We start from the raw sequence: 18,608 nt of genomic DNA on the forward strand, positions 1-18,608 counted from the left end.
CTATGAATAATGCTTAATAGCTTTCGGCAGCTCAGAGGGAATTTTACTGGCCCGTAACACGGGCGTATTCATTTGTGTGGCTGGGTGCAGACATAGACAATGCACTGGCGCTTCAACCCCTCGAACGAATTGTCACCGAGCACGAAGGATGGCTTGCGGCTCGCGTGCTCGGCTATGCCAAGAATTGCGGCTACACGCGTTATACGTCCACGCTTGAAGAAGCCTGGCGGATTTCCGTCGCTGGCCTTTCCATGTCACTCATCCATGCTCTCCGGGCAAAAGAGCCGATTCCCGAGTTGTCGCCGGATTACGATTCCGTTGCAGACCCCGTTACGCTGTTCGGCATTGAGGAAGCCCGACGTCACCGCATGCGCGGTGTGACGCTCGGCATGTTCCTCGGCCTCATGAAATACTACCGCCGCAGCTACCAGGATCTGGTGCGCGGCAGTGGGTTGGATGAGAAAACACGAGAGTCCGGCAGGCTCTTCATCGACTGTTTTTTCGACCGCGTCGAAATTGGGTTCTCCGCCGAATGGTCATCGGTTTCCGATCCCCAGCGACTTGCCGAACTGGAGGAGGCCAACCGGTCCATCACCAACGAGAAGAACAGGCTCCTCACACTGGTTGAAAGCATCCCTTCCCCTGTTATGCTTCTGGGTGCCGACGGCCGGCCAGTGCTCATGAACCATGCTGCAGTCGAGTTGTTCGCCGGTCCGACGACGCCGGGCACGCACTACTACCGTGTGAGTGGAAGCCCTGAGCTGGAGGTGGCCGTCCCCCGCTGGAGCCGGCTGAAGCGTTTTCTGAAGGGGAAGGCGCGGGAGGCGCGTTTCGAGGAGAGCATCGACACAGCCGCCGGGCGCCGGTATTTTCAGGTCACCGTGCAGCGAATGCTCGACGTCAGCGAAAAATTTTGTGGCACGACCATCATTCTTTCCGACTTCACCGGTCGCAAATTCGCCGAAGATGAACTCCAGCACCTTGTGGAAGAGATGGAAGCCCGGATCAGGTCTCGAACCGCTGAATTGCTGGATGCGAACACCCGACTGCTGGAGGAGATCGAGGAGCGTCGCAGGTCCGAGCGCTTTTTCCACGCCACTATCGATTCCCTGACAGCTCCAGTAGCCATTTTGAACGGCGAGGGGGACATTGTCACCGTCAATCGGGCTTGGCGGAAATTCGCCGATGAAAACGGGGGGCTTCACCCCAATCACTTCATTGGGTACAATTATCTCGGATTGTGCGATAACGTGAAGGGCGACGATGCCGTCACCGCTTCCGCTGTGGCGCGGGGTATTCGAGAGTTGATGGCCGGCCGCATCAATGAGTTCCACCTGGATTATCCCTGCCACGCCCCCGATGAGCAACGGTGGTTCCAGGTCCGTGTCACGAGGCTTGAGAACGGCAGCCGTGGCCGGGTCGCCGTGGTTCATGAAAATATCTCCGAGGTCAAGAGAGCCCAGGAAGAAATCCTGTCCCTGAACCGGAGCCTCGAGGAGCGGATCAGGCACCGGACCCAGCAGCTCGAATGCTCCAACAGGGAACTCGAAGGATTCTGCTACGCCGTATCTCATGATCTGCGCTCCCATCTGGCGAGGCTTGAGGGACTTGGTCGGGGACTTCTTGAAGACTGTTTCGCCGGTCTCGACAACCAGGCCCGTCATTATGCGGAGCGAATTTGTCGCATCAGTATGGACCTGCGAAGGGCCATCGACTCCCTGTTGGACCTCAGTCGGCTCGCCCGATGCGAACTCGCCAACGTAACCGTGGATTTGAGTGGGGTGGCGGAGCGGGTCGCTGAAGAACTGCACCGGTTGCAGCCGTTGAGACGGGTGAGTTTTTCCCTTGAGCCCGGCGTAATCGTACGAGGTGACCCGCAGCTCCTGGAAACGGTCATGCGGCACCTGATGGGTAATGCATGGAAATTCACCAGCCGCCGCGAGGACGCTGAGATAGCCTTCGGCTCAATCATGCTCCACGGTATGAAGACCTGCTTTGTGCGTGACAACGGCGTCGGATTTGACATGAGGTATGCCGGTGCTCTGTTCCAGCCGTTCCAGCGGCTTCATGGCCCTGCCGAGTTCGACGGAGCCGGGATTGGACTGGCAACGGTGCAGAGGATCATCCAACGTCACGGCGGGCGCATCTGGGCCGAAGGAGAGAGTGGGAAAGGTGCCGTATTTTCCTTCGTTTTTCCCGATTAATCGATAGAGGTGGGGTGGTGGACACCAAGACGATACTACTTGTGGAGGACAATCCCGACGACGAGTTCCTCGCTCTGCGGGCGTTGCGACGTCATGGGCTGCAGGATATTGTCGTGGCCCGTGACGGAGAACAGGCGGTCGGCCAGCTCTTCGAGGCGGCCCCCCCTCTGGACCCCTGGCTTGTGCTCCTTGACCTCAAGCTGCCGAAGATGAACGGCCTTGAGGTCCTGCGCACCATTCGGAGCGAAGAGCGCACCCGGCATACGCCGGTCATCGTCATCAGCTCGTCCCAGGAGGAAACCGATGTGGTTACGTGTCGTGAACTGGGCGTCCTGGCCTATCTGACGAAGCCCATTGATGGTGAGAAGATCATGGCGCTTCTCGCGACGGCGGGCCTGTCATTCTGACCGGCTCTGCGTCACGGCCCTTTGCCTGCCCGCAGTTCGCAGAAGCCGGTGGGGCGCCGGCTACTGTCCAGCCTGCGGCTTCGCCTTGTGACATTCAAGGCAGGCGGCATCTTTCACGCGACGCTCCATCAGCGTCGCCTTGTCTTTAGGCTGCCCCTTTCCCATGAGGCGTTCACCGACTTTGTGGCAACCGAAGCAGCCCCGTCCCCGCACGGCCTCGTGCATTTTTACCATGGCCGGATTTTTACTGTGACAGACGTTGCACTCGAAGGCCCCAACCAGAGAAATATCTCCAGCCAGGAACCAGACCACCGCCATTGCCAGAACGAGATGCATGTTCATAGGTAACCTCAGGAGTTTTAGCCATACCATACCCTAAGGGGCTCCCCGAAGGTTTGACGTAAGTCAAAGAGAAACCCCCTCCCGTTCAACAGCTTGAAAGAACGCAGGAAAAATACCTTCACAAACGGTGTCGAGTATGGTAACTATCACGAGTTTCCAGGACTGCCAACGACAAAGCGATTGAGCCATGGCCAAAATAATTTGTATCGCCAATCAAAAAGGGGGGGTCGGCAAGACCACCACGGCTGTTAATCTGGCAGCATCCCTTGCTGCGGCCGAGAAGCATACGCTGCTGGTCGACATGGATCCCCAGGGGAATGCTGGCAGCGGTGTCGGTGTTGACAAGGCTGGACTGGAGGAGTCGGTCTACGACGCCATCATCAATGATGTGGACCCGTCGGGGCTCATCGTTGGAACCGACCTTGCTCACCTGGATCTGCTCCCCTCGACCACCGACCTGGCCGGTGCCGAACTCGAACTGGTCTCCATGCCCGAGAGGGAGCGCAGGCTCAAGACGGCGCTCGCCCGTCTCGCGCAGCGTTATGACTATATCATCATCGACTGCCCTCCGTCCCTGGGGTTGCTCACCGTGAATGCCATGACCGCTGCTGATTCGGTCCTGATTCCTCTCCAGTGCGAATACTACGCCATGGAGGGGCTTTCGCAGATTATCAAGACTATAAAGCTTGTGCAGAAGGGGCTCAATCCCGGCCTTGCCATCGAGGGGATCGTTCTGACCATGTACGATGGCCGAAACAACCTGTCCCGCCAGGTTAGCGAGGAAATACGAAGTCATTTTGCGGACATTGCTTTCCAGACGGTCATCCCGCGCAATGTCCGCCTCTCCGAGGCGCCCAGCCACGGTCGCCCCGTCATCCTCTACGACATCACGTCCCGGGGGGCGGTGAGCTACATGGAGCTGGCCCGGGAACTCATGACAAGGGAGGTCCGTCGTGGTTAAAAAAACCGGCCTCGGCAAGGGGATGGCTGCCCTTCTTCCCGTCGTGGAAGAGGAGGGAAAGCGCTACTTCTCGTGCCCAATCGAAGATATCCGCCCCCATAAAAACCAGCCCCGCAAGACCTTTGTCCCGGAAAAGCTGGAAGAGTTGGCCGCCTCGATCCGCGAAAAAGGTATTATCCAGCCCCTGGTGGTCCGGAAGAAGGGGGATCACTACGAACTCATCGCCGGTGAGCGACGCTGGCGTGCCGCCCAGAAAGCCGGCCTGCGCGAAGTCCCGGTGGTGATACAGGATGTTTCCGAAGATACGGCCCTGGAGATGGCCCTCATCGAAAACATCCAGCGCGAGGATCTGAATGCCGTGGAGGAGGCCGAGGCCTACCATGCACTCATGGAGAATTTCGGTCTCACCCAGGAGGAGCTGGCGAAGCGGGTCGGCAAGGACCGCTCCACCATAGCCAACTCGCTGCGGTTGCTGAAGCTCCCGGTTGAACTGAAGAGAGATATAATCGAGGAGCGCCTTGCCATGGGGCACGCTCGGGCGGTTCTTGCGCTCGATTCCGATGCCCAGATCAAAGAGGCTCGGGACGCTATCATCAAGGGGAATCTAACGGTCCGGGAGGCCGAGGGCCTGGTCAAGCGCCTCAAGGCCGGAGCCAGAGCCGGGGCGAAGGCAAAATCCGCCGATGTCCACTCCGCGGACCTTGTGGAACAACTCCAGCGACGGCTCATGACCCGCGTTGTCATCCGGCGCGGCGGCCGTGGCGGAAAAATCGAGATAGCATTCGGCAATCAGGAGGAGCTGTCGAGGATTGTCGATATGCTTATCGCATAGTCCTTCGCGGGGCACGGAGTGGCCCGCGAAGGCGAGGCAACCGGTATAAATCCCTTGACATGCGGGATCGTCTATGGTAGCTAACGTCTGTTTACGGCCACGCCAGAGTATTTTTTTTTAATACAGCCGATTTGTATACTGTATACAAAATTCAGTCGGATCACGAACGGGGTGTAGAGTGATAAGTCTCGATCTTGCCTTTGTCATTCAGGTAATCAACTTTTTGGTTCTCATGATCATCCTGAACGTTTTTCTGTTCAAGCCGATCAGGAAAGTTATCGCGGACCGGAAGGCGCAGATCGACGGATCCAGGGAACGCGCTGCGGTAGTCGACAAAGAGGTGCAAGAGAAGATGGCCCTCTATGAAGCACGTCTGCGCGATGTGAAGGCCAAGGCCGGTGCTGAGCGCGAGGTGTTGCGTAAGGAGGCCCAGCAGGAGGAGTCGGCGATTCTTGAGAAGGCCCGGAAGGAAGCTGCCGATTCCCTTGCTTCCATCAAGAGCCGGGTGGCCAAGGAAACCGTCGATGCCAAGGAGTTCCTGAAGGAGCAATCCCGTTCCCTGTCCCTTGAAATCTGCCAGAAAGTGCTCGGGAGGAGTCTGTAACAATGGCCTACGCGTTTAAGAAAAACGGGCTCCTGAAGCCTTTTGTGTCGACTGCCGCGATCTGCCTTCTGGTGGCCGGCACTGTTGTACTCTGCCATGCCTCGGGTGGCGGGGAAGGCGCCCACCACGTGGATACCGGCAAACAGATGAAGGATTTCATGTGGCGGGTCATCGACTTTATCGCCCTTGCCGGCGTGATTGTCTGGGCGCTCAAGAAGGCCAATGCCAAGGGGGCCCTCGCCGATCGCTCCGCCAATGTGGAAAAGGCCCTGCGCGAGGCCGAAGAGGCGCGGACCGCTGCCGAGAAGAAGTTCGCCGAGTACAGCGAGAAGCTTGAAAAAGCCAATCAGGAAATCGACGGGATTTATGCAGCCATCCGCAAGGAGGGTGAGCTGGAGAAAGAGCGCATTATCACTGAGGCCAGGCTCACTGCCGAAAAGATACGTGAACAGGCTACGGCGACCGCTACCCAGGAAGTTCTCAAGGCCCGGGCCGAACTTCGTGACGAGGCGGCGCGCCTCGCGGTGCAGATGGCTGAGCAGGCTCTGCGCGAGGCTATCAAGAAAGATGACCAGGATCGGCTGGTTAGCGAATATCTTACCAAGGTGGAGAACTTACATTGATCTCGAACGCTATTGCACGTCGATACGCCAAGGCGCTGGTGCAGCTCGGGGCCGAGGAGGGAGCGGTCGACCGGTTCGGTGTCGAGTTGGGGCAGTTCACGGCCCTTCTCGACGGTAATGCCGACCTGGCTTCCGTTCTCAAGAGCCCCGCGTACCGCATTGAAGCCAAGAGGGAAATTCTCAGGGATGTCCTTGCGAAACTGAATCTCTCCGGCACCGTCTCCAATTTCCTGCAGGTACTCCTCGATAGGGGGCGAATCGGCTTCACTCCCCAGATCGCGCACAGCTACGCAGTATTCGCCGATGGACTCTCCGGCATTGTCCGCCCGGTCCTCACGTCGGCATTTCCTTTGGACGATGCCCAGGTTGAGGGGATGAAGAGTGCCCTTGCCAAGGCGACCGGCAAGCGGGTAGAGCTTTCGGCTCAAGTGGACTCCGCTCTCATCGGCGGAGTGGTCACCAAGATTGGCGATAAGGTATTTGACGGCAGCGTACGGACCCAGTTGAACAGGATTCAGGATATATTACAGAAGGGGTGAGAGGTTCCATGGAAATCAGAGCCGAAGAAATCAGCGAAATTATCCGTAAGCAGATCAAGGAGTACGGCAAGGAGGTAGAGGTTGCCGAGACCGGCACCATCATCTCCGTCGGTGACGGTATCGCCCGTATCCACGGCCTGGACAAGGCCATGGCCGGCGAGCTCCTGGAGTTCCCCGGCGGGGTCTCCGGCATGGTTCTCAACCTCGAAGAGGACAACGTCGGTGCGGCGATCCTCGGTGAAGACAACGAGAACATCAAGGAAGGGACCACCGTCAAGCGGACCGGCAGGATCGTGGAGGTTCCGGTAGGCGAAGCCCTCATCGGTCGCGTGGTCAACGCCATCGGCCAACCCATCGACGGTAAGGGGCCGATCAATACCACCACCTTCGGCAAAGTCGAAGTCAAGGCCCCCGGTATCGTCAAGCGGAAGTCAGTCCACCAGCCGATGCAGACCGGTCTCAAGGCCATCGACTCCATGGTGCCGATCGGTCGGGGCCAGCGGGAGCTCATCATCGGCGACCGCCAGACCGGCAAGACCGCTGTTGCCATCGACACTATCATCAATCAGAAGGGCGGCGACCTGATCTGCATTTACGTCGCCATCGGCCAAAAGCGTTCCACCGTTGCCCAGGTGGTGAGCAAGCTGCAGGAATACGGCGCGATGGATTACACCATCGTTGTATCCGCCTCCGCTTCCGAGCCGGCTCCGCTCCAGTTCATCGCCCCCTATACCGGCGTCACCATGGGCGAGTACTTCCGGGATAACGGCAAGCATGCTCTCATCATTTACGATGACCTGTCCAAACAGGCCGTTGCCTACCGTCAGCTCTCCCTGCTCCTCCGTCGTCCGCCGGGACGTGAAGCCTACCCGGGTGACGTCTTCTACCTGCACAGCCGTCTCCTTGAGCGTGCCGCCAAGCTTTCCGACGACTGCGGCGCCGGTTCGCTCACGGCGCTCCCGATCATCGAGACCCAGGCCGGTGACGTTTCCGCCTACATTCCGACCAACGTTATTTCTATTACCGACGGCCAGATTTATCTGGAGAGCGACCTGTTCTACTCCGGTGTGCGTCCGGCCATCAACGTCGGTCTCTCGGTTTCCCGGGTCGGTGGCTCAGCCCAGGTGAAAGCCATGAAGCAGGTTGCCGGTACGCTCCGTCTGAACCTCGCCCAGTATCGCGAGATGGCAGCGTTCGCCCAGTTCGGTTCCGACCTGGACAAGGCGACCCAGATGCAACTTGCCCGTGGCGAGCGTCTGGTCGAGATCCTCAAGCAGCCCCAGTATCGGCCGATCCCGAACGAGAAGCAGGTCCTTGTCATCTTTGCCGCCAACAACGGCTTTGTGGACGAGTACCCCGTCTCCTCCCTGCGTCGCTATGAAAGTGAGCTCTACTCCTTCTTCGACAGCAGAAAGGCCGATATCCTCGCTGAACTGCGTGACAAGAAGGCCATTGACGACGATCTGAAGGCAAAGATGATCGCCGCTCTGGAAGAGCTGAAGAAGGAATTTACTGCGTAATCTAAGGACGGTCCTCACCATATGGCAAGCCTTAAAAGCATAAAAAAGCGTATTGTCTCGGTCAAAAACACCAGACAGATAACCAAGGCCATGAAAATGGTCTCGGCCGCCAAACTGCGCCGCGCTCAGGAAAACGTGGTTGCCGCCCGTCCCTATGCGAAGAAGCTGGGGGAAGTGCTCCAGCGGCTGGCAAAGAGCCAGGACGAGAGCGGGAGCCCGCTGATGCAGCAGCGTCTCAGCCAGAAGGCTCTCTTGATCGTGGTCACCTCTGACCGGGGCCTGTGCGGTGGCTTTAACGCCAATATCTGCAAAGCGGCGGAACGATTCATCAAGGAAAAAAAGGCCGAGTTCGCCGAGATTTCCGTCATGACCGTCGGCCGCAAAGGCTACGAGTTCCTGAAGAACCGTCAGAAAGTCCATAAAAACTATGGAAACGTTCTGGCGAATCTCAGCTACCCGGCAGCTGCGCTGCTGGCCCAGGAAATTATAGAAGGGTACATCGCCGAAGAATACGATGAGGTTTACATTCTCTTCAACGCATTCAAGAGCGTCATGTCCCAGGACATTACCCTGGAGAAGCTGTTGCCGATCGCACCCGAGGCCGCCTCTACAGAGGAGTATGCTCCCGAGTACATCTACGAGCCTTCAAAGGGTGAACTCCTGGCGGAACTTCTTCCCAAGCACATCGAAGTGCAGGTGTTCAAGGCACTGCTCGAGTCGGTTGCGTCCGAGCACGGCGCCCGGATGACCGCCATGGACAGCGCGTCCAAGAACGCGACCGAGATGATCGGCAAGCTGACGCTCCAGTACAACAGGGCACGTCAGGCCGCCATCACGACCGAGCTCATGGAGATTATCTCCGGCGCCGAGTCGATCAAGGGCTAAGCAATCTTACGATTATAAAATAGAGGCCCGGCACGGGCCGCAGGAGGAAGAGGCACCATGAGTCAGAACTTCGGTAAAATTTCGCAGGTCATCGGCGCGGTTATCGACGTCGAGTTCGAGCCGGGCAAACTGCCTCCCATCTACAACGCCCTCCGGGTGACCAACCCGGCCATTGACGATAAGGAATACAACCTGGTGCTCGAAGTGGCCCAGCACCTGGGTGAGAACGCGGTCCGGACCATCGCCATGGATTCCACCGACGGGCTTGTCCGGGGCCAGGCAGTGCTCGATACCGGTAAGCAGATTTCCGTGCCGGTGGGCCGCAAGACCCTGGGTCGAATCCTCAACGTCATCGGCGAGCCGGTGGACGAGATGGGCCCGGTCAACGCCGAGAAAGAGTACGGGATCCACCGCGAAGCTCCCGCCTTCGTGGACCAGTCCACAAAGGTTGAAGCCTTCACCACCGGGATCAAGGTTGTCGACCTTCTCGCTCCCTACGCCCGGGGCGGCAAGATCGGCCTCTTCGGCGGCGCCGGCGTCGGCAAGACCGTTCTCATCATGGAGCTCATCAACAACATCGCCAAGCAGCACGGTGGTTTCTCCGTGTTTGCCGGCGTCGGTGAGCGGACCCGCGAAGGAAACGATCTCTGGATGGAGATGAAGGAGTCCGGCGTTCTCGATAAGGCCGCCCTCGTCTACGGCCAGATGAACGAGCCGCCGGGAGCACGTGCCCGGGTTGCCCTTTCCGCCCTTTCCATTGCCGAGTACTTCCGTGATGAAGAAGGTCAGAACGTGCTTCTCTTCGTTGACAACATCTTCCGCTTCACCCAGGCGGGTTCCGAAGTTTCCGCGCTCCTCGGCCGGATCCCCTCCGCCGTTGGTTACCAGCCCACGCTGGCCACGGAGATGGGAGAACTCCAGGAGCGAATCACCTCCACCACCAAGGGCTCCATTACCTCGGTTCAGGCCATCTACGTTCCGGCCGACGACCTTACCGACCCGGCTCCGGCAACCGCCTTCGCCCACCTGGACGCAACGACCGTTCTTTCCCGTCAGATCGCCGAGCTCGGCATCTACCCGGCCGTTGACCCGCTGGACTCCACGTCGCGGATTCTCGACCCCCAGGTAATCGGCGAGGAGCACTACTCCATCGCCCGGCAGGTCCAGTACGTACTCCAGAAGTACAAGGATCTCCAGGACATCATCGCCATTCTCGGTATGGACGAACTTTCCGAGGAGGACAAGCTGGTCGTTGCCCGGGCTCGGAAGATCCAGCGCTTCCTCTCTCAGCCGTTCCACGTGGCCGAGGCCTTCACCGGTAGCCCCGGCAAGTACGTTGAGCTGAAGGACACCATCAAGGGCTTCCAGGAGATCGTCGCCGGTAAGCATGACGATGTTCCCGAGCAGGCCTTCTACATGGTCGGAACCATTGAAGAGGCCCTCGAAAAGGCCAAGAAGCTCGCTGCCTAAGGATTTACATGACCTCGTCGCGGGGGAGGATGGTGTCCTCCGCATAAAGGACTACGATAGATGGCTGAAAAACTGAAAGTCGATCTGGTTACCCCTTACAAGAAGATCCTGTCGGAAGAAGTCGATGAGATTACGGCGACAGGTGCGCTTGGAGAATTCAGCGTTCTGCCGGGGCATGCCCCCTTTCTTACCTCACTGAAGATTGGGGAGCTTACCTATAAGAAAGGTGGGCAGTTCGTCCATCTTGCGCTCAACTGGGGGTATTTCGAGGTTGAGGACGACAAGGTTACGGTACTGGTTGAGACCGCCGAGCGTGCCGACGAGATAGACCTCGAACGCGCAAAGGCTGCCATGGGGCGTGCTGAAGCTGCACTCAAGAAGCTTGCTCCCGAAGACAAGGATTACCGTGTCATGGAAGCGGCACTGGAGCGTGCACTTATCCGGATGCAGGTCGCCGGAAAAGCTGCGAGAAAATAACCATCATCGATAACATACTGAAAAGAGCGGCTCTGCCGCTCTTTTTTTTTACCGGGACGCGTTTGAAACCTGCTATGATTCCGCCATGCAGATGAAAAAACCTCGCATTGTTATCACGATGGGGGATCCGACCGGGGTCGGCCCCGAGATCATAGCGAAAGCCCTGGCCGATCCGGCGGTGAGAGAGTGCTGCCGGCACCTTGTGGTCGGCGACGAGTTCGCCATGAGTCGGGGAATTGCCCTGGCCGGAACCGGCTTCAGAATAGAGACGTCGAAGAGCGTTCCCATTGAGGAGTCTGCCGACGGAGTCGTTAATCTTCACAAGGTTACTGCCCTCTCCCCCGATGACCTTTGCTATGGTCAACCGACGATCGCCAGCGGTGAGGCCGTGTTTCGCTCCATCTGTCATGCTGCAGACCTCTGTCTCAAGGGTGAGGCTGACGGTATGGCAACGGCTCCGATCAACAAAGAGGCACTCAACCGGGCGGGACACCGGTATCCCGGACACACTGAGCTTCTTGCCGAGCTTACCGGAGCTGATCGCGTCGTCATGATGCTGGCAGGGTCACGGCTACGGGTTGCGCTGGTAACCATTCATGAGGCCCTGGCGCGGGTCCCCGCACTGGTGACATTCGAACGAGTGCTGGAGACCATTCGTATCACGCACCGGGACGTACACCACTACTTTACACGCAATCCCCGCATCGCGGTGCTTGCCCTCAACCCCCACTGCGGCGAGGGAGGGATGTTCGGGGACGAAGAGTCTCGGATCATCGCTCCAGCCGTCCAGGCAGCACGGCAGGAAGGTATTGACGCGACAGGCCCTCTATCCGCAGATACCCTCTTTCACTTTGCCGTGCAGGGAGCATATGATGCGGTTGTCTGCATGTACCACGACCAGGGGCTCATTCCCCTGAAGCTCCTCCATTTTGACGATGGTGTGAATGTTACCCTGGGGCTCCCCATCATTCGGACATCAGTGGACCACGGTACCGCCTACGACCTGGCGGGCACAGGGAAGGCTTCTGCCGAGAGCATGAAGGCCGCCATCATGATGGCCGCGGCAATGGCCGGGAACATGCGAGAGGAGAGCGGAGCGCCGTGAGGATGAGGAAGCTGCTGTATCTGGCCATCGGAGCCGTGGTCGCATATGGGATCTATATCGCCATATCGCTCATGTTTCTCCCGTCGGTTGCAGAACTGAAGAACCGTCGCACCACCATGACCATTCAGGTCAAGGACTGGCACGGAGAGTACCATCCCTTCACGGTAGGGCCCAAGAACCGATACTGGACGCCGTCAGGCAGCATCCCCCCGGAGATGAAGTGGGCGGTGATCCTGGCTGAAGACGCCAATTTCTACAAGCACGAAGGAATCGACGTCAAGGCGATCAAGAACGCCATCAAGTACGATCTCGAAAAAAAGAGCTTTGCCCGCGGCGCATCGACCATCACGCAGCAGGTCGCCAAGAATCTGTTCCTCTCCCGTGAGAAAACCATCTCGCGAAAGATCAAGGAAATTGTCCTTGCCAAACGGATGGAAGAGGAACTGACGAAGGGGAGGATAATCGAGCTTTACCTGAACGTCGTGGAATTAGGTCCCATGGTCTACGGCATAGGTCACGGCGCGCGATACTACTTCGGCAAATCTGCTTCTGCGCTTACTCCACGCGAGTGTGCCTTCCTGGCCGCCATGCTGCCGGGTCCGCGGGTGGCCTACAACCCGTACAAGAACCTCGGCAAGGTCCTGAAACGCTCGGATATGATCCTGCGCCTGCTGCGTGGCAAGGGAGTGCTGTCGGACGACGAATACCGTCAGGCCCTTGCCCAGACGCCAAACATCGCCGGACTCCAGCGGAAGGTGGACGCAAGCATCGAGAAGGAAGAAACGACCTTCGAGAACAGGACGGGCGCAACCGTGCCGCTTGAGCCCCAGCCAACGACAGCGCCCGACGAGCTGGCACCCGAAGAGGTGCCGGCGGTATCGCCACAACCGGCTGCGAACGGCGAACCGGCCGCCGGAGATGGTGGCGAACAGCAGAGCCCGTCGCCTGCCCGCTGAGGTAGCCGGACGTGCTCGGACTGCTGTCCGCCGGGGCGGCAATCGGAGAGAAGAGAAAAAGGGGTGACCGATTGTTCCGGTCACCCCTTTTGTTGTTACCACGGCGAATCGTGATCAGGAGTTCAAGTACTCCTTGATCCTCTCTGCCAGGGTACGGTAAATGCGCATGCACTCGTTCTCATCCTTTTCAAGCAGCGTAACCCGGAAGCCCTGAAGCGGGGTGTTGAAGGAAGAGAGTGGCACGATACAGATGCCGGTGCTTGCCAGGATATAATAGACGAAACGTTTGTCCGGCGAGACCCCGGGGGCGTTCACGAGCTTCTCTACCAAGTCACGGACCTCGACGCTCTCAATGGGCAGCGACTGCCGGTCGGTGAGGAGTCCGTCCCGGAACGCGACCGACATGTAGAAGGCACCGTTGGTCCGGTTAACCAGGAGCCCCGGGACCTGCTTGAGGCAGTCGTAGGTGATGGTGCTCATCCGCTCGTAGCATGCGATTCGCTCCCGGAGGTACGTCTGGTATTCGGGATGCTTCATGATGGCCGGGATGCACTTCTGCGGCAGGGTGGTGGAACAGACTTCATTCATCTTGGCGGAGAGGATGGAGTTCAGGAACTTGCGGAACTGCTCGTCGCGGTTGCCGTTGTAGACCTCGATCCAGCCGCAGCGCGAGCCGGGCCAGGGGATTTCCTTGGAGATTCCCTTCATGGCGATGGCCGGCACATCGCCGATCACGTCGGAGATGGGTACGGTGGCCTGGCCGTTGTAGGTGATGTTGTTGTAAACTTCGTCGGCAATGATGAAGAGCTCGTACCTGCGGGCAATGGCCACGAATTGTTCGAGGACCTCCCTGGGGTAGACCATGCCGGTGGGATTGTCGGGGTTGATCAGAAGGATGCCTGAGATTTGAGGGTTATACTTGACATGATTTTCCAGATCTTCCAGGTCGGGGAGCCAGCTGTCTTCAGGCTTCAGCCGGTAGCAGACCGGCGCCGCCTGGGCGTGAGCGGCTTCACCGATGGAGTGGGTGGTATAGGTGGGGGATGGCATCAGAATACGGGTTTCGTGGCGAAGATTGCCATAAACCGTGGAGATGGCATCGCCAAGTCCGTTGAAGAAGATGATGTCGTCGGGGGTGATCTGGGCTCCGCCGCGGCTGTTGGTCAGTCCGCAGAGGAACTCCCGGGTCTCCAGTACCCCGCGGGTATGGCAGTAGCCCCAGGTATCGTTCTCCATCACGGCGGCCGCCACGATCTCCTTCATCCAGCGGGGGATTTCCTCACCCTTCACGATCGGGTCGCCGATATTCTCCCAGTTGATCTTGATTCCGTGCTTCTGGAGCTTTTCCGCCACATTCACGATGTTGCGGATTTCGTAGGTCAGTTCGCCGGCTCCGGGCGTAACCAGTTCATTTCTCACGTCAGTCGTCCCCCTTATGGTCCTGTTGTGATTGCCTGAAAATGAAGAAGGCCGTGGGGGTTCCCCACGGCCTTCCGGTACACGAAGCGTATACGCCTCCTCACACGGCAGCGGGTAACCCTGCGGCGACGGACGCCGCTGCGGTGATAGCTCGTGCTGCGATAGCGATGGAAACGATGTTTTTCTTCATAGCGACTTCAGATACCACGGTGAGTGCGTGGCGTCAATGTTTTTTTCCGCAGGGAATATGCCGTTACCGGACGGCCTGCCCGGCAGCTTCACTCAACGGTGATCAGCAAGCGCCCGTCCGGGTCGCGCCAGCGCAGCCACGCCATCACGCTCAGGTCCACAAGGACCCTGGCCCGGTCTCCGTCAACGTCAAGAATTCGCATGCTCCGCTCCGGCGTGAGCGGGGGGAGTTCCGGGGCACTGCCGTCCGGCCCGCTCCGGGCCAGGTAGAATTCTTTCCTCAGTCCGCGCAGCAGCCGTGCCGTCTTACCGCGAAGATACTCTTCCCAGGTAAGGTAGGTCCAGGTCCGGCGGGGTTCCAGCCAGCCGGAGCGGCCCGCATCGTCATAGTGAACCCTCAGCCACTCCCCCTTTGTGGCGGTTACCGCCAGGGCGAGTACCCCAGGCGGTGTCTTGACCACTCCGGCGAGAGCGGGAAGCGATGCCACCCGCAGTTCGCCGATGCGACCAATGCCGGGTTCCCGATAGATGACGACAAAAGACCCACCGCCGGCATTATCATGCGCGGGCGAGTTTTTTACCAGCAGGACTCCCTTGCCGGTTTCGGGACGGGCAGGCGGGGGCGCAGCAGACACTGTGCCGATGGCAACGGCCGACAGGAGCCAGAGAAGTGCACCGGTGCGGAGAAACCACATGATGGAGCCGGAATGCCTTACCGGTCCACCAGGGCGAAGAGGTTGCCGTCCGGGTCGCTGACAACCGCCATCTTGCCCCAGGGGCTCTGCTCAAGGGGCTGATCGAAACGGACGCCGGCCTGGACCAATTCCGTGCAGAAGCTGTCGATGTCCTTCACCCGGAACGTGATGCCGGTATGCCGCCCCACGAAGACCAGTGCGTCGGGGGTGAGGGCCTGAGCCACACCAAGCGTGGTGCCGCCGGAGAAGAACTCCATCATGGTCATGCCGGCCTGGGCAAGGGGAAGTTTGAGCTGGTCGCGGTAGAACCTCTTTGCCGCCTCCAGGTCCCGGACAAAAACCACCACGTTTTTCATTGCTTCGATCATGGGAATCCTCCCGAAAAAGTATACGGATCACAATGGATCGAACCATAGCAGACGGTACCGTCCGCGGCAAGGGGGAATCGCTTCCCGCCAAAACCGACGGGCGCGGGGACACTCGGGTCCGCGCGCCTGTCTTGAATGGGTGCGTCGACATTGCCGGGATCAAACGGGATAGATGCCCCATGCCGCCAGTTCGGCTAATACCTGGTCCACCAGCAGGGGGAGCGCTTGAGCCACCGGCGCCGACAGGTCGGTCCCCGGTTCCACGGAGCAGTACTGGATTCCCCAAAGGACCATCTCGCCGGGAAGGTTTCCCTGGAGATCGGCCACGGCAAGAAGATCCTGGAGTCCCATCTGGTGGGGGGAAACCTTGGTGCGGAGCGCTGCCGGAATATCCTCTCCCTCGAGCCGCACCAGGGTGCCCGCCGGCGCGCCCGTGTCGATGGCATCCACCACCAGCAGCCGGTCGACCCCATCGAACCGGGGAAGCAGGTCGAGGCCAAGGGTGCCGCCGTCCAGGAGCGTCACCCCGGCAGGCAAGGGATGGCGTTCCCGGATCAGTTCCACTGCCCGCACGCCGGCGCCGTCATCGGACATGATGAGGTTTCCTATGCCGAGAACCAGGATGCTCAGCGGTTACTCCCTCCGCTTCACCGGCTTGTAGCCGCCGAAAATGCTCGACATGACGCCGCCGCGCTCCTTCACGTCCATGAGCCACGCGCTGTACACATGGTGGATAGCAAAGGCGATGAGAAGCCACATGACCATATGGTGGGTCAGGCGCATCCCCTGGTTACTGAACAGCCAGTAGAGGGGCGAAAGGAGCACGTGCATGGCGCCGCCGGGGCGGTGCTCGGCATAGAGGGCGAGCCCGGTGAAGATCATGGTCAGGTAGAGCAGGAAGACCAGAAGGTAGGTGGCGCCCGCCAGGGCGTTGTGGCCGATGGGGTGCGGGACCTTCCGGGAGAGGAAGGTGTAGTAGGTGAACATCCGCCACATGTTCCGGCGACCCTCCGGGTAGAGGAATGGTACGAATTCACGCCATCCCGCGTGACGATTGCCGGCAAAGGCCCACCATATCCGGCTCGCGACGCTTACGGCAAAGGTGTAGCCCGCCGTGAAGTGGATGACGCGGACCCAGCCCATGACATAGTCAGAGGCGGAGAGTCCCAGGGTCTTGGGCGATCCGATGTAGATGCCGGTCACCGACAGCACGACGATGGCGAGCATGTTGACCCAGTGGGTCACCCGTACCGGGACCTCCCAGACGTACTCCTCGTAGAGACAATTCCGGGTCCGTGCCATGAATTCCTCCTACAGGACCTTCACGCTGACCAGTTCCCCTCCCTTCGGGTCGACCACATGCACGGCGCAGGCCAGGCACGGGTCGAAGGAGTGGATGGTGCGGAGGATCTCCAGTGGCTTGCCGGGGTCCGCAATGGGGGTGCCGACCAGGGCGGCCTCGTAGGGGCCCCGCTGTCCCTTTTCATCCCGGGGGGATGCGTTCCAGGTGGAGGGAACCACTGCCTGGTAGTTTTCGATTTTCTGATCTTTGATCCTTACCCAGTGCCCGAGCGCGCCGCGGGGTGCATTATGCCAGCCATACCCGGCAGCTTCCCGGGGCCAGGTGGCCGGGTCCCACTTTTCGCCGTTGTGGATAGTGAGGTCGCCACCGGCGATGTTGGCCACGAGCATGTCGAGCCACGAGGAGAGTTCGCGGGCCACGAGCAGGGTCTCGATTCCCCTGGCCGCGGTACGTCCCAGAGTTGAGAAGAGTGCTTCGGGGCCCGCGCCGAGCTTGCCGAGGACCATGTCCACCGCGCCTCTTGCCCCTGGGTGGCCTGCCGCGTAGGCTACCAAAATGGTCGCCAGAGGCCCGGTTTCCATGGGTTTGCCGTCGTAACGGGGCGACTTGACCCAGGAATACTTGCCGTCGGTGTCGAGCATCTCGTACGGCGGTGTCGGCCCGGTGTACCTGGCCTCGGTCGTCTCGTCATAGGGGTGGACCCCCGCGGCTTCCCCCTCGTACCAGGAGTGGGCCACGCTCTCGGTGATCTTGCGCTGGTCGATGGGGTAGACCCGGGACAGATCCCGATTCAGAATGATCCCCTGGGGGAGCCAGAGCTTTTCGGGTTTGCCGCTGTTGTCCAGGGGATATTCGCCGTAGGAGAGGTAGTTTCCGACCCCGCCGCCGATGCCGGCCCATTCCGTATAGAAGGAGGCCACTGCCAGCAGGTCGGGGATGTAGACCTTTTCCACAAAGGCCCTGGTCTTTTTCAAGAGCTGGCCGATCTCGGCGATCTTGTCGGCGTTGAGGGCGTTCTGGGAGTTCGGGTCCACCGGCACCGCCATGCCGCCCACCAGGAAGGTCTGGGGATGGGGGTTCTTGGACCCGAGGATGGCGTGGATCTTGATGATCTCCCGCTGCCAGTCCAGCGCCTCGAGGTAGTGGGCCGTGGCCATGAGGTTCGCCTCGGGTGGCAGCTTGTAGGCCGGGTGACCCCAGTAGGCGTTGCCGAAGGGGCCCAGTCGGCCCTTGTTGACAAAGGCCGCCAGCCGGTCCTGGATCGACTTGAAGTAGGTGGGAGAATTGAGGGGCCAGTCAGAGATGGAAGCCGCCAGGGTCGCCGTCTTTGATGGATCGGCCTTGAGGGCCGAGACCACGTCGACCCAGTCCAGGGCGTGGAGATGGTAGAAGTGGATCACGTGATCCTGAACCACCTGGCTCCCGATGATGAGGTTGCGGATCAGTTCAGCGTTCAGGGGGATCTTCACGTTCAGGGCATTCTCCACCGCCCGGATGGAGGCGATGGAGTGTACGGTGGTGCAGACGCCGCAGAAACGCTGGGTGAAATACCAGGCGTCGCGGGGGTCGCGTCCCTTCAGAATTTTTTCGATGCCCCGGAACATGGTGCTGGAACTCCAGGCATCGGTTATCCGACCGCCGTTCACCTCGGCCTGGATGCGCAGATGTCCCTCGATTCTCGTGATCGGGTCAACAACGATCGTGGCCAT

Annotated in this window: 20 protein-coding genes; 13 read left to right on the forward strand and 7 right to left on the reverse strand. The window is 59.6% G+C overall.

What is annotated here, in order from left to right; genetic code table 11:
* The first annotated feature begins 74 nt into the window (after positions 1–74).
* The gene (locus AABA48_RS15165) at positions 75–2,204 is read left to right on the forward strand and encodes a sensor histidine kinase (protein WP_286351143.1); all 2,130 of its coding nucleotides are present in this window, start codon (positions 75–77) and stop codon (positions 2,202–2,204) included.
* 17 nt (positions 2,205–2,221) lie between these two features.
* Positions 2,222–2,611 carry a response regulator gene (locus AABA48_RS15170; protein WP_286351144.1) on the forward strand — a complete coding sequence of 130 codons (390 nt, stop codon included), beginning with the start codon at positions 2,222–2,224 and terminating at the stop codon, positions 2,609–2,611.
* A 60-nt stretch (positions 2,612–2,671) separates the two neighbouring features.
* Here AABA48_RS15170 and AABA48_RS15175 read toward each other — a convergent pair whose 3' ends face one another.
* A complete protein-coding gene (locus AABA48_RS15175) occupies positions 2,672–2,953 on the reverse strand; it encodes a cytochrome c3 family protein (protein ID WP_286351145.1) in 282 nt (93 codons plus the stop codon).
* A gap of 187 nt (positions 2,954–3,140) precedes the next feature.
* Here AABA48_RS15175 and AABA48_RS15180 point away from each other — a divergent pair, with 187 nt between their 5' ends.
* From AABA48_RS15180 to AABA48_RS15230, 11 genes are all read left to right on the forward strand, one after another.
* Complete coding sequence (locus tag AABA48_RS15180) at positions 3,141–3,914, forward strand: ParA family protein (protein WP_286351146.1); 774 nt, start codon at positions 3,141–3,143, stop codon at positions 3,912–3,914.
* Entirely contained in the window at positions 3,907–4,746 is an 840-nt protein-coding gene (locus AABA48_RS15185) for a ParB/RepB/Spo0J family partition protein (protein WP_286351147.1), read from the forward strand. Before AABA48_RS15180 ends, AABA48_RS15185 begins: the two co-directional genes overlap by 8 nt.
* Before the next feature lie 178 nt (positions 4,747–4,924).
* Positions 4,925–5,350 (forward strand): ATP synthase F0 subunit B, encoded by a 426-nt coding sequence (locus AABA48_RS15190; protein WP_010940784.1) that lies wholly within the window; start codon positions 4,925–4,927, stop codon positions 5,348–5,350.
* Positions 5,351–5,352: 2 nt separating this feature from the next.
* Entirely contained in the window at positions 5,353–5,973 is a 621-nt protein-coding gene (locus AABA48_RS15195) for an ATP synthase F0 subunit B (protein WP_286351148.1), read from the forward strand.
* Positions 5,970–6,512: an ATP synthase F1 subunit delta gene (atpH, locus tag AABA48_RS15200; protein ID WP_286351149.1), complete on the forward strand. Its 543-nt coding sequence runs from the start codon at positions 5,970–5,972 to the stop codon at positions 6,510–6,512. The genes AABA48_RS15195 and atpH overlap by 4 nt, the downstream gene beginning before the upstream one ends.
* A gap of 8 nt (positions 6,513–6,520) precedes the next feature.
* A complete protein-coding gene (atpA, locus tag AABA48_RS15205) occupies positions 6,521–8,032 on the forward strand; it encodes a F0F1 ATP synthase subunit alpha (RefSeq protein ID WP_010940787.1) in 1,512 nt (503 codons plus the stop codon).
* A 21-nt stretch (positions 8,033–8,053) separates the two neighbouring features.
* Positions 8,054–8,917, forward strand: coding sequence for an ATP synthase F1 subunit gamma (atpG, locus tag AABA48_RS15210; RefSeq protein ID WP_286351150.1), 864 nt, complete (start codon positions 8,054–8,056; stop codon positions 8,915–8,917).
* Positions 8,918–8,974: 57 nt separating this feature from the next.
* Positions 8,975–10,387: a F0F1 ATP synthase subunit beta gene (gene atpD, locus AABA48_RS15215; RefSeq protein ID WP_010940789.1), complete on the forward strand. Its 1,413-nt coding sequence runs from the start codon at positions 8,975–8,977 to the stop codon at positions 10,385–10,387.
* A 60-nt stretch (positions 10,388–10,447) separates the two neighbouring features.
* Complete coding sequence (locus AABA48_RS15220; RefSeq protein WP_286351151.1) at positions 10,448–10,864, forward strand: F0F1 ATP synthase subunit epsilon; 417 nt, start codon at positions 10,448–10,450, stop codon at positions 10,862–10,864.
* Between the two features lie 85 nt (positions 10,865–10,949).
* On the forward strand, positions 10,950–11,969 hold the full coding sequence (pdxA, locus tag AABA48_RS15225; RefSeq protein ID WP_286351152.1) for a 4-hydroxythreonine-4-phosphate dehydrogenase PdxA: 1,020 nt from the start codon (positions 10,950–10,952) through the stop codon (positions 11,967–11,969).
* A gap of 2 nt (positions 11,970–11,971) precedes the next feature.
* Complete coding sequence (locus tag AABA48_RS15230; RefSeq protein ID WP_286351153.1) at positions 11,972–12,925, forward strand: transglycosylase domain-containing protein; 954 nt, start codon at positions 11,972–11,974, stop codon at positions 12,923–12,925.
* A gap of 114 nt (positions 12,926–13,039) precedes the next feature.
* Here AABA48_RS15230 and AABA48_RS15235 read toward each other — a convergent pair whose 3' ends face one another.
* The 6 genes from AABA48_RS15235 to AABA48_RS15260 all read right to left on the reverse strand — a co-directional run bounded on the left by AABA48_RS15235 (position 13,040) and on the right by AABA48_RS15260 (position 18,608).
* Complete coding sequence (locus AABA48_RS15235) at positions 13,040–14,344, reverse strand: pyridoxal phosphate-dependent aminotransferase (protein ID WP_286351154.1); 1,305 nt, start codon at positions 14,342–14,344, stop codon at positions 13,040–13,042.
* 278 nt (positions 14,345–14,622) lie between these two features.
* Complete coding sequence (locus tag AABA48_RS15240) at positions 14,623–15,228, reverse strand: hypothetical protein (protein ID WP_286351155.1); 606 nt, start codon at positions 15,226–15,228, stop codon at positions 14,623–14,625.
* A 17-nt stretch (positions 15,229–15,245) separates the two neighbouring features.
* Positions 15,246–15,596 (reverse strand): VOC family protein, encoded by a 351-nt coding sequence (locus AABA48_RS15245; RefSeq protein ID WP_254278257.1) that lies wholly within the window; start codon positions 15,594–15,596, stop codon positions 15,246–15,248.
* Positions 15,597–15,755: 159 nt separating this feature from the next.
* A complete protein-coding gene (locus tag AABA48_RS15250; protein WP_254278566.1) occupies positions 15,756–16,226 on the reverse strand; it encodes a HyaD/HybD family hydrogenase maturation endopeptidase in 471 nt (156 codons plus the stop codon).
* A 3-nt stretch (positions 16,227–16,229) separates the two neighbouring features.
* Complete coding sequence (gene cybH, locus AABA48_RS15255; RefSeq protein ID WP_254278258.1) at positions 16,230–16,898, reverse strand: Ni/Fe-hydrogenase, b-type cytochrome subunit; 669 nt, start codon at positions 16,896–16,898, stop codon at positions 16,230–16,232.
* A 9-nt stretch (positions 16,899–16,907) separates the two neighbouring features.
* A complete protein-coding gene (locus AABA48_RS15260) occupies positions 16,908–18,608 on the reverse strand; it encodes a nickel-dependent hydrogenase large subunit (protein ID WP_286351157.1) in 1,701 nt (566 codons plus the stop codon).

The organism is Geobacter sp. 60473, from assembly GCF_036323535.1.
Lineage (GTDB): Bacteria > Desulfobacterota > Desulfuromonadia > Geobacterales > Geobacteraceae > Geobacter > Geobacter sulfurreducens.

Excerpts from the sequence above, each read along its gene's own strand:
- cybH (WP_254278258.1), bottom strand. The coding sequence starts at position 16,898 with ATGGCACGGACCCGGAATTGTCTCTACGAGGAGTACGTCTGGGAGGTC.
- AABA48_RS15220 (WP_286351151.1), top strand. The coding sequence starts at position 10,448 with ATGGCTGAAAAACTGAAAGTCGATCTGGTTACCCCTTACAAGAAGATC.
- atpA (WP_010940787.1), top strand. The coding sequence starts at position 6,521 with ATGGAAATCAGAGCCGAAGAAATCAGCGAAATTATCCGTAAGCAGATC.
- AABA48_RS15245 (WP_254278257.1), bottom strand. The coding sequence starts at position 15,596 with ATGATCGAAGCAATGAAAAACGTGGTGGTTTTTGTCCGGGACCTGGAG.
- atpD (WP_010940789.1), top strand. The coding sequence starts at position 8,975 with ATGAGTCAGAACTTCGGTAAAATTTCGCAGGTCATCGGCGCGGTTATC.
- AABA48_RS15240 (WP_286351155.1), bottom strand. The coding sequence starts at position 15,228 with ATGTGGTTTCTCCGCACCGGTGCACTTCTCTGGCTCCTGTCGGCCGTT.
- AABA48_RS15260 (WP_286351157.1), bottom strand. The coding sequence starts at position 18,608 with ATGGCCACGATCGTTGTTGACCCGATCACGAGAATCGAGGGACATCTG.
- pdxA (WP_286351152.1), top strand. The coding sequence starts at position 10,950 with ATGCAGATGAAAAAACCTCGCATTGTTATCACGATGGGGGATCCGACC.
- AABA48_RS15195 (WP_286351148.1), top strand. The coding sequence starts at position 5,353 with ATGGCCTACGCGTTTAAGAAAAACGGGCTCCTGAAGCCTTTTGTGTCG.
- atpG (WP_286351150.1), top strand. The coding sequence starts at position 8,054 with ATGGCAAGCCTTAAAAGCATAAAAAAGCGTATTGTCTCGGTCAAAAAC.
- AABA48_RS15180 (WP_286351146.1), top strand. The coding sequence starts at position 3,141 with ATGGCCAAAATAATTTGTATCGCCAATCAAAAAGGGGGGGTCGGCAAG.
- AABA48_RS15230 (WP_286351153.1), top strand. The coding sequence starts at position 11,972 with ATGAGGAAGCTGCTGTATCTGGCCATCGGAGCCGTGGTCGCATATGGG.
- AABA48_RS15175 (WP_286351145.1), bottom strand. The coding sequence starts at position 2,953 with ATGAACATGCATCTCGTTCTGGCAATGGCGGTGGTCTGGTTCCTGGCT.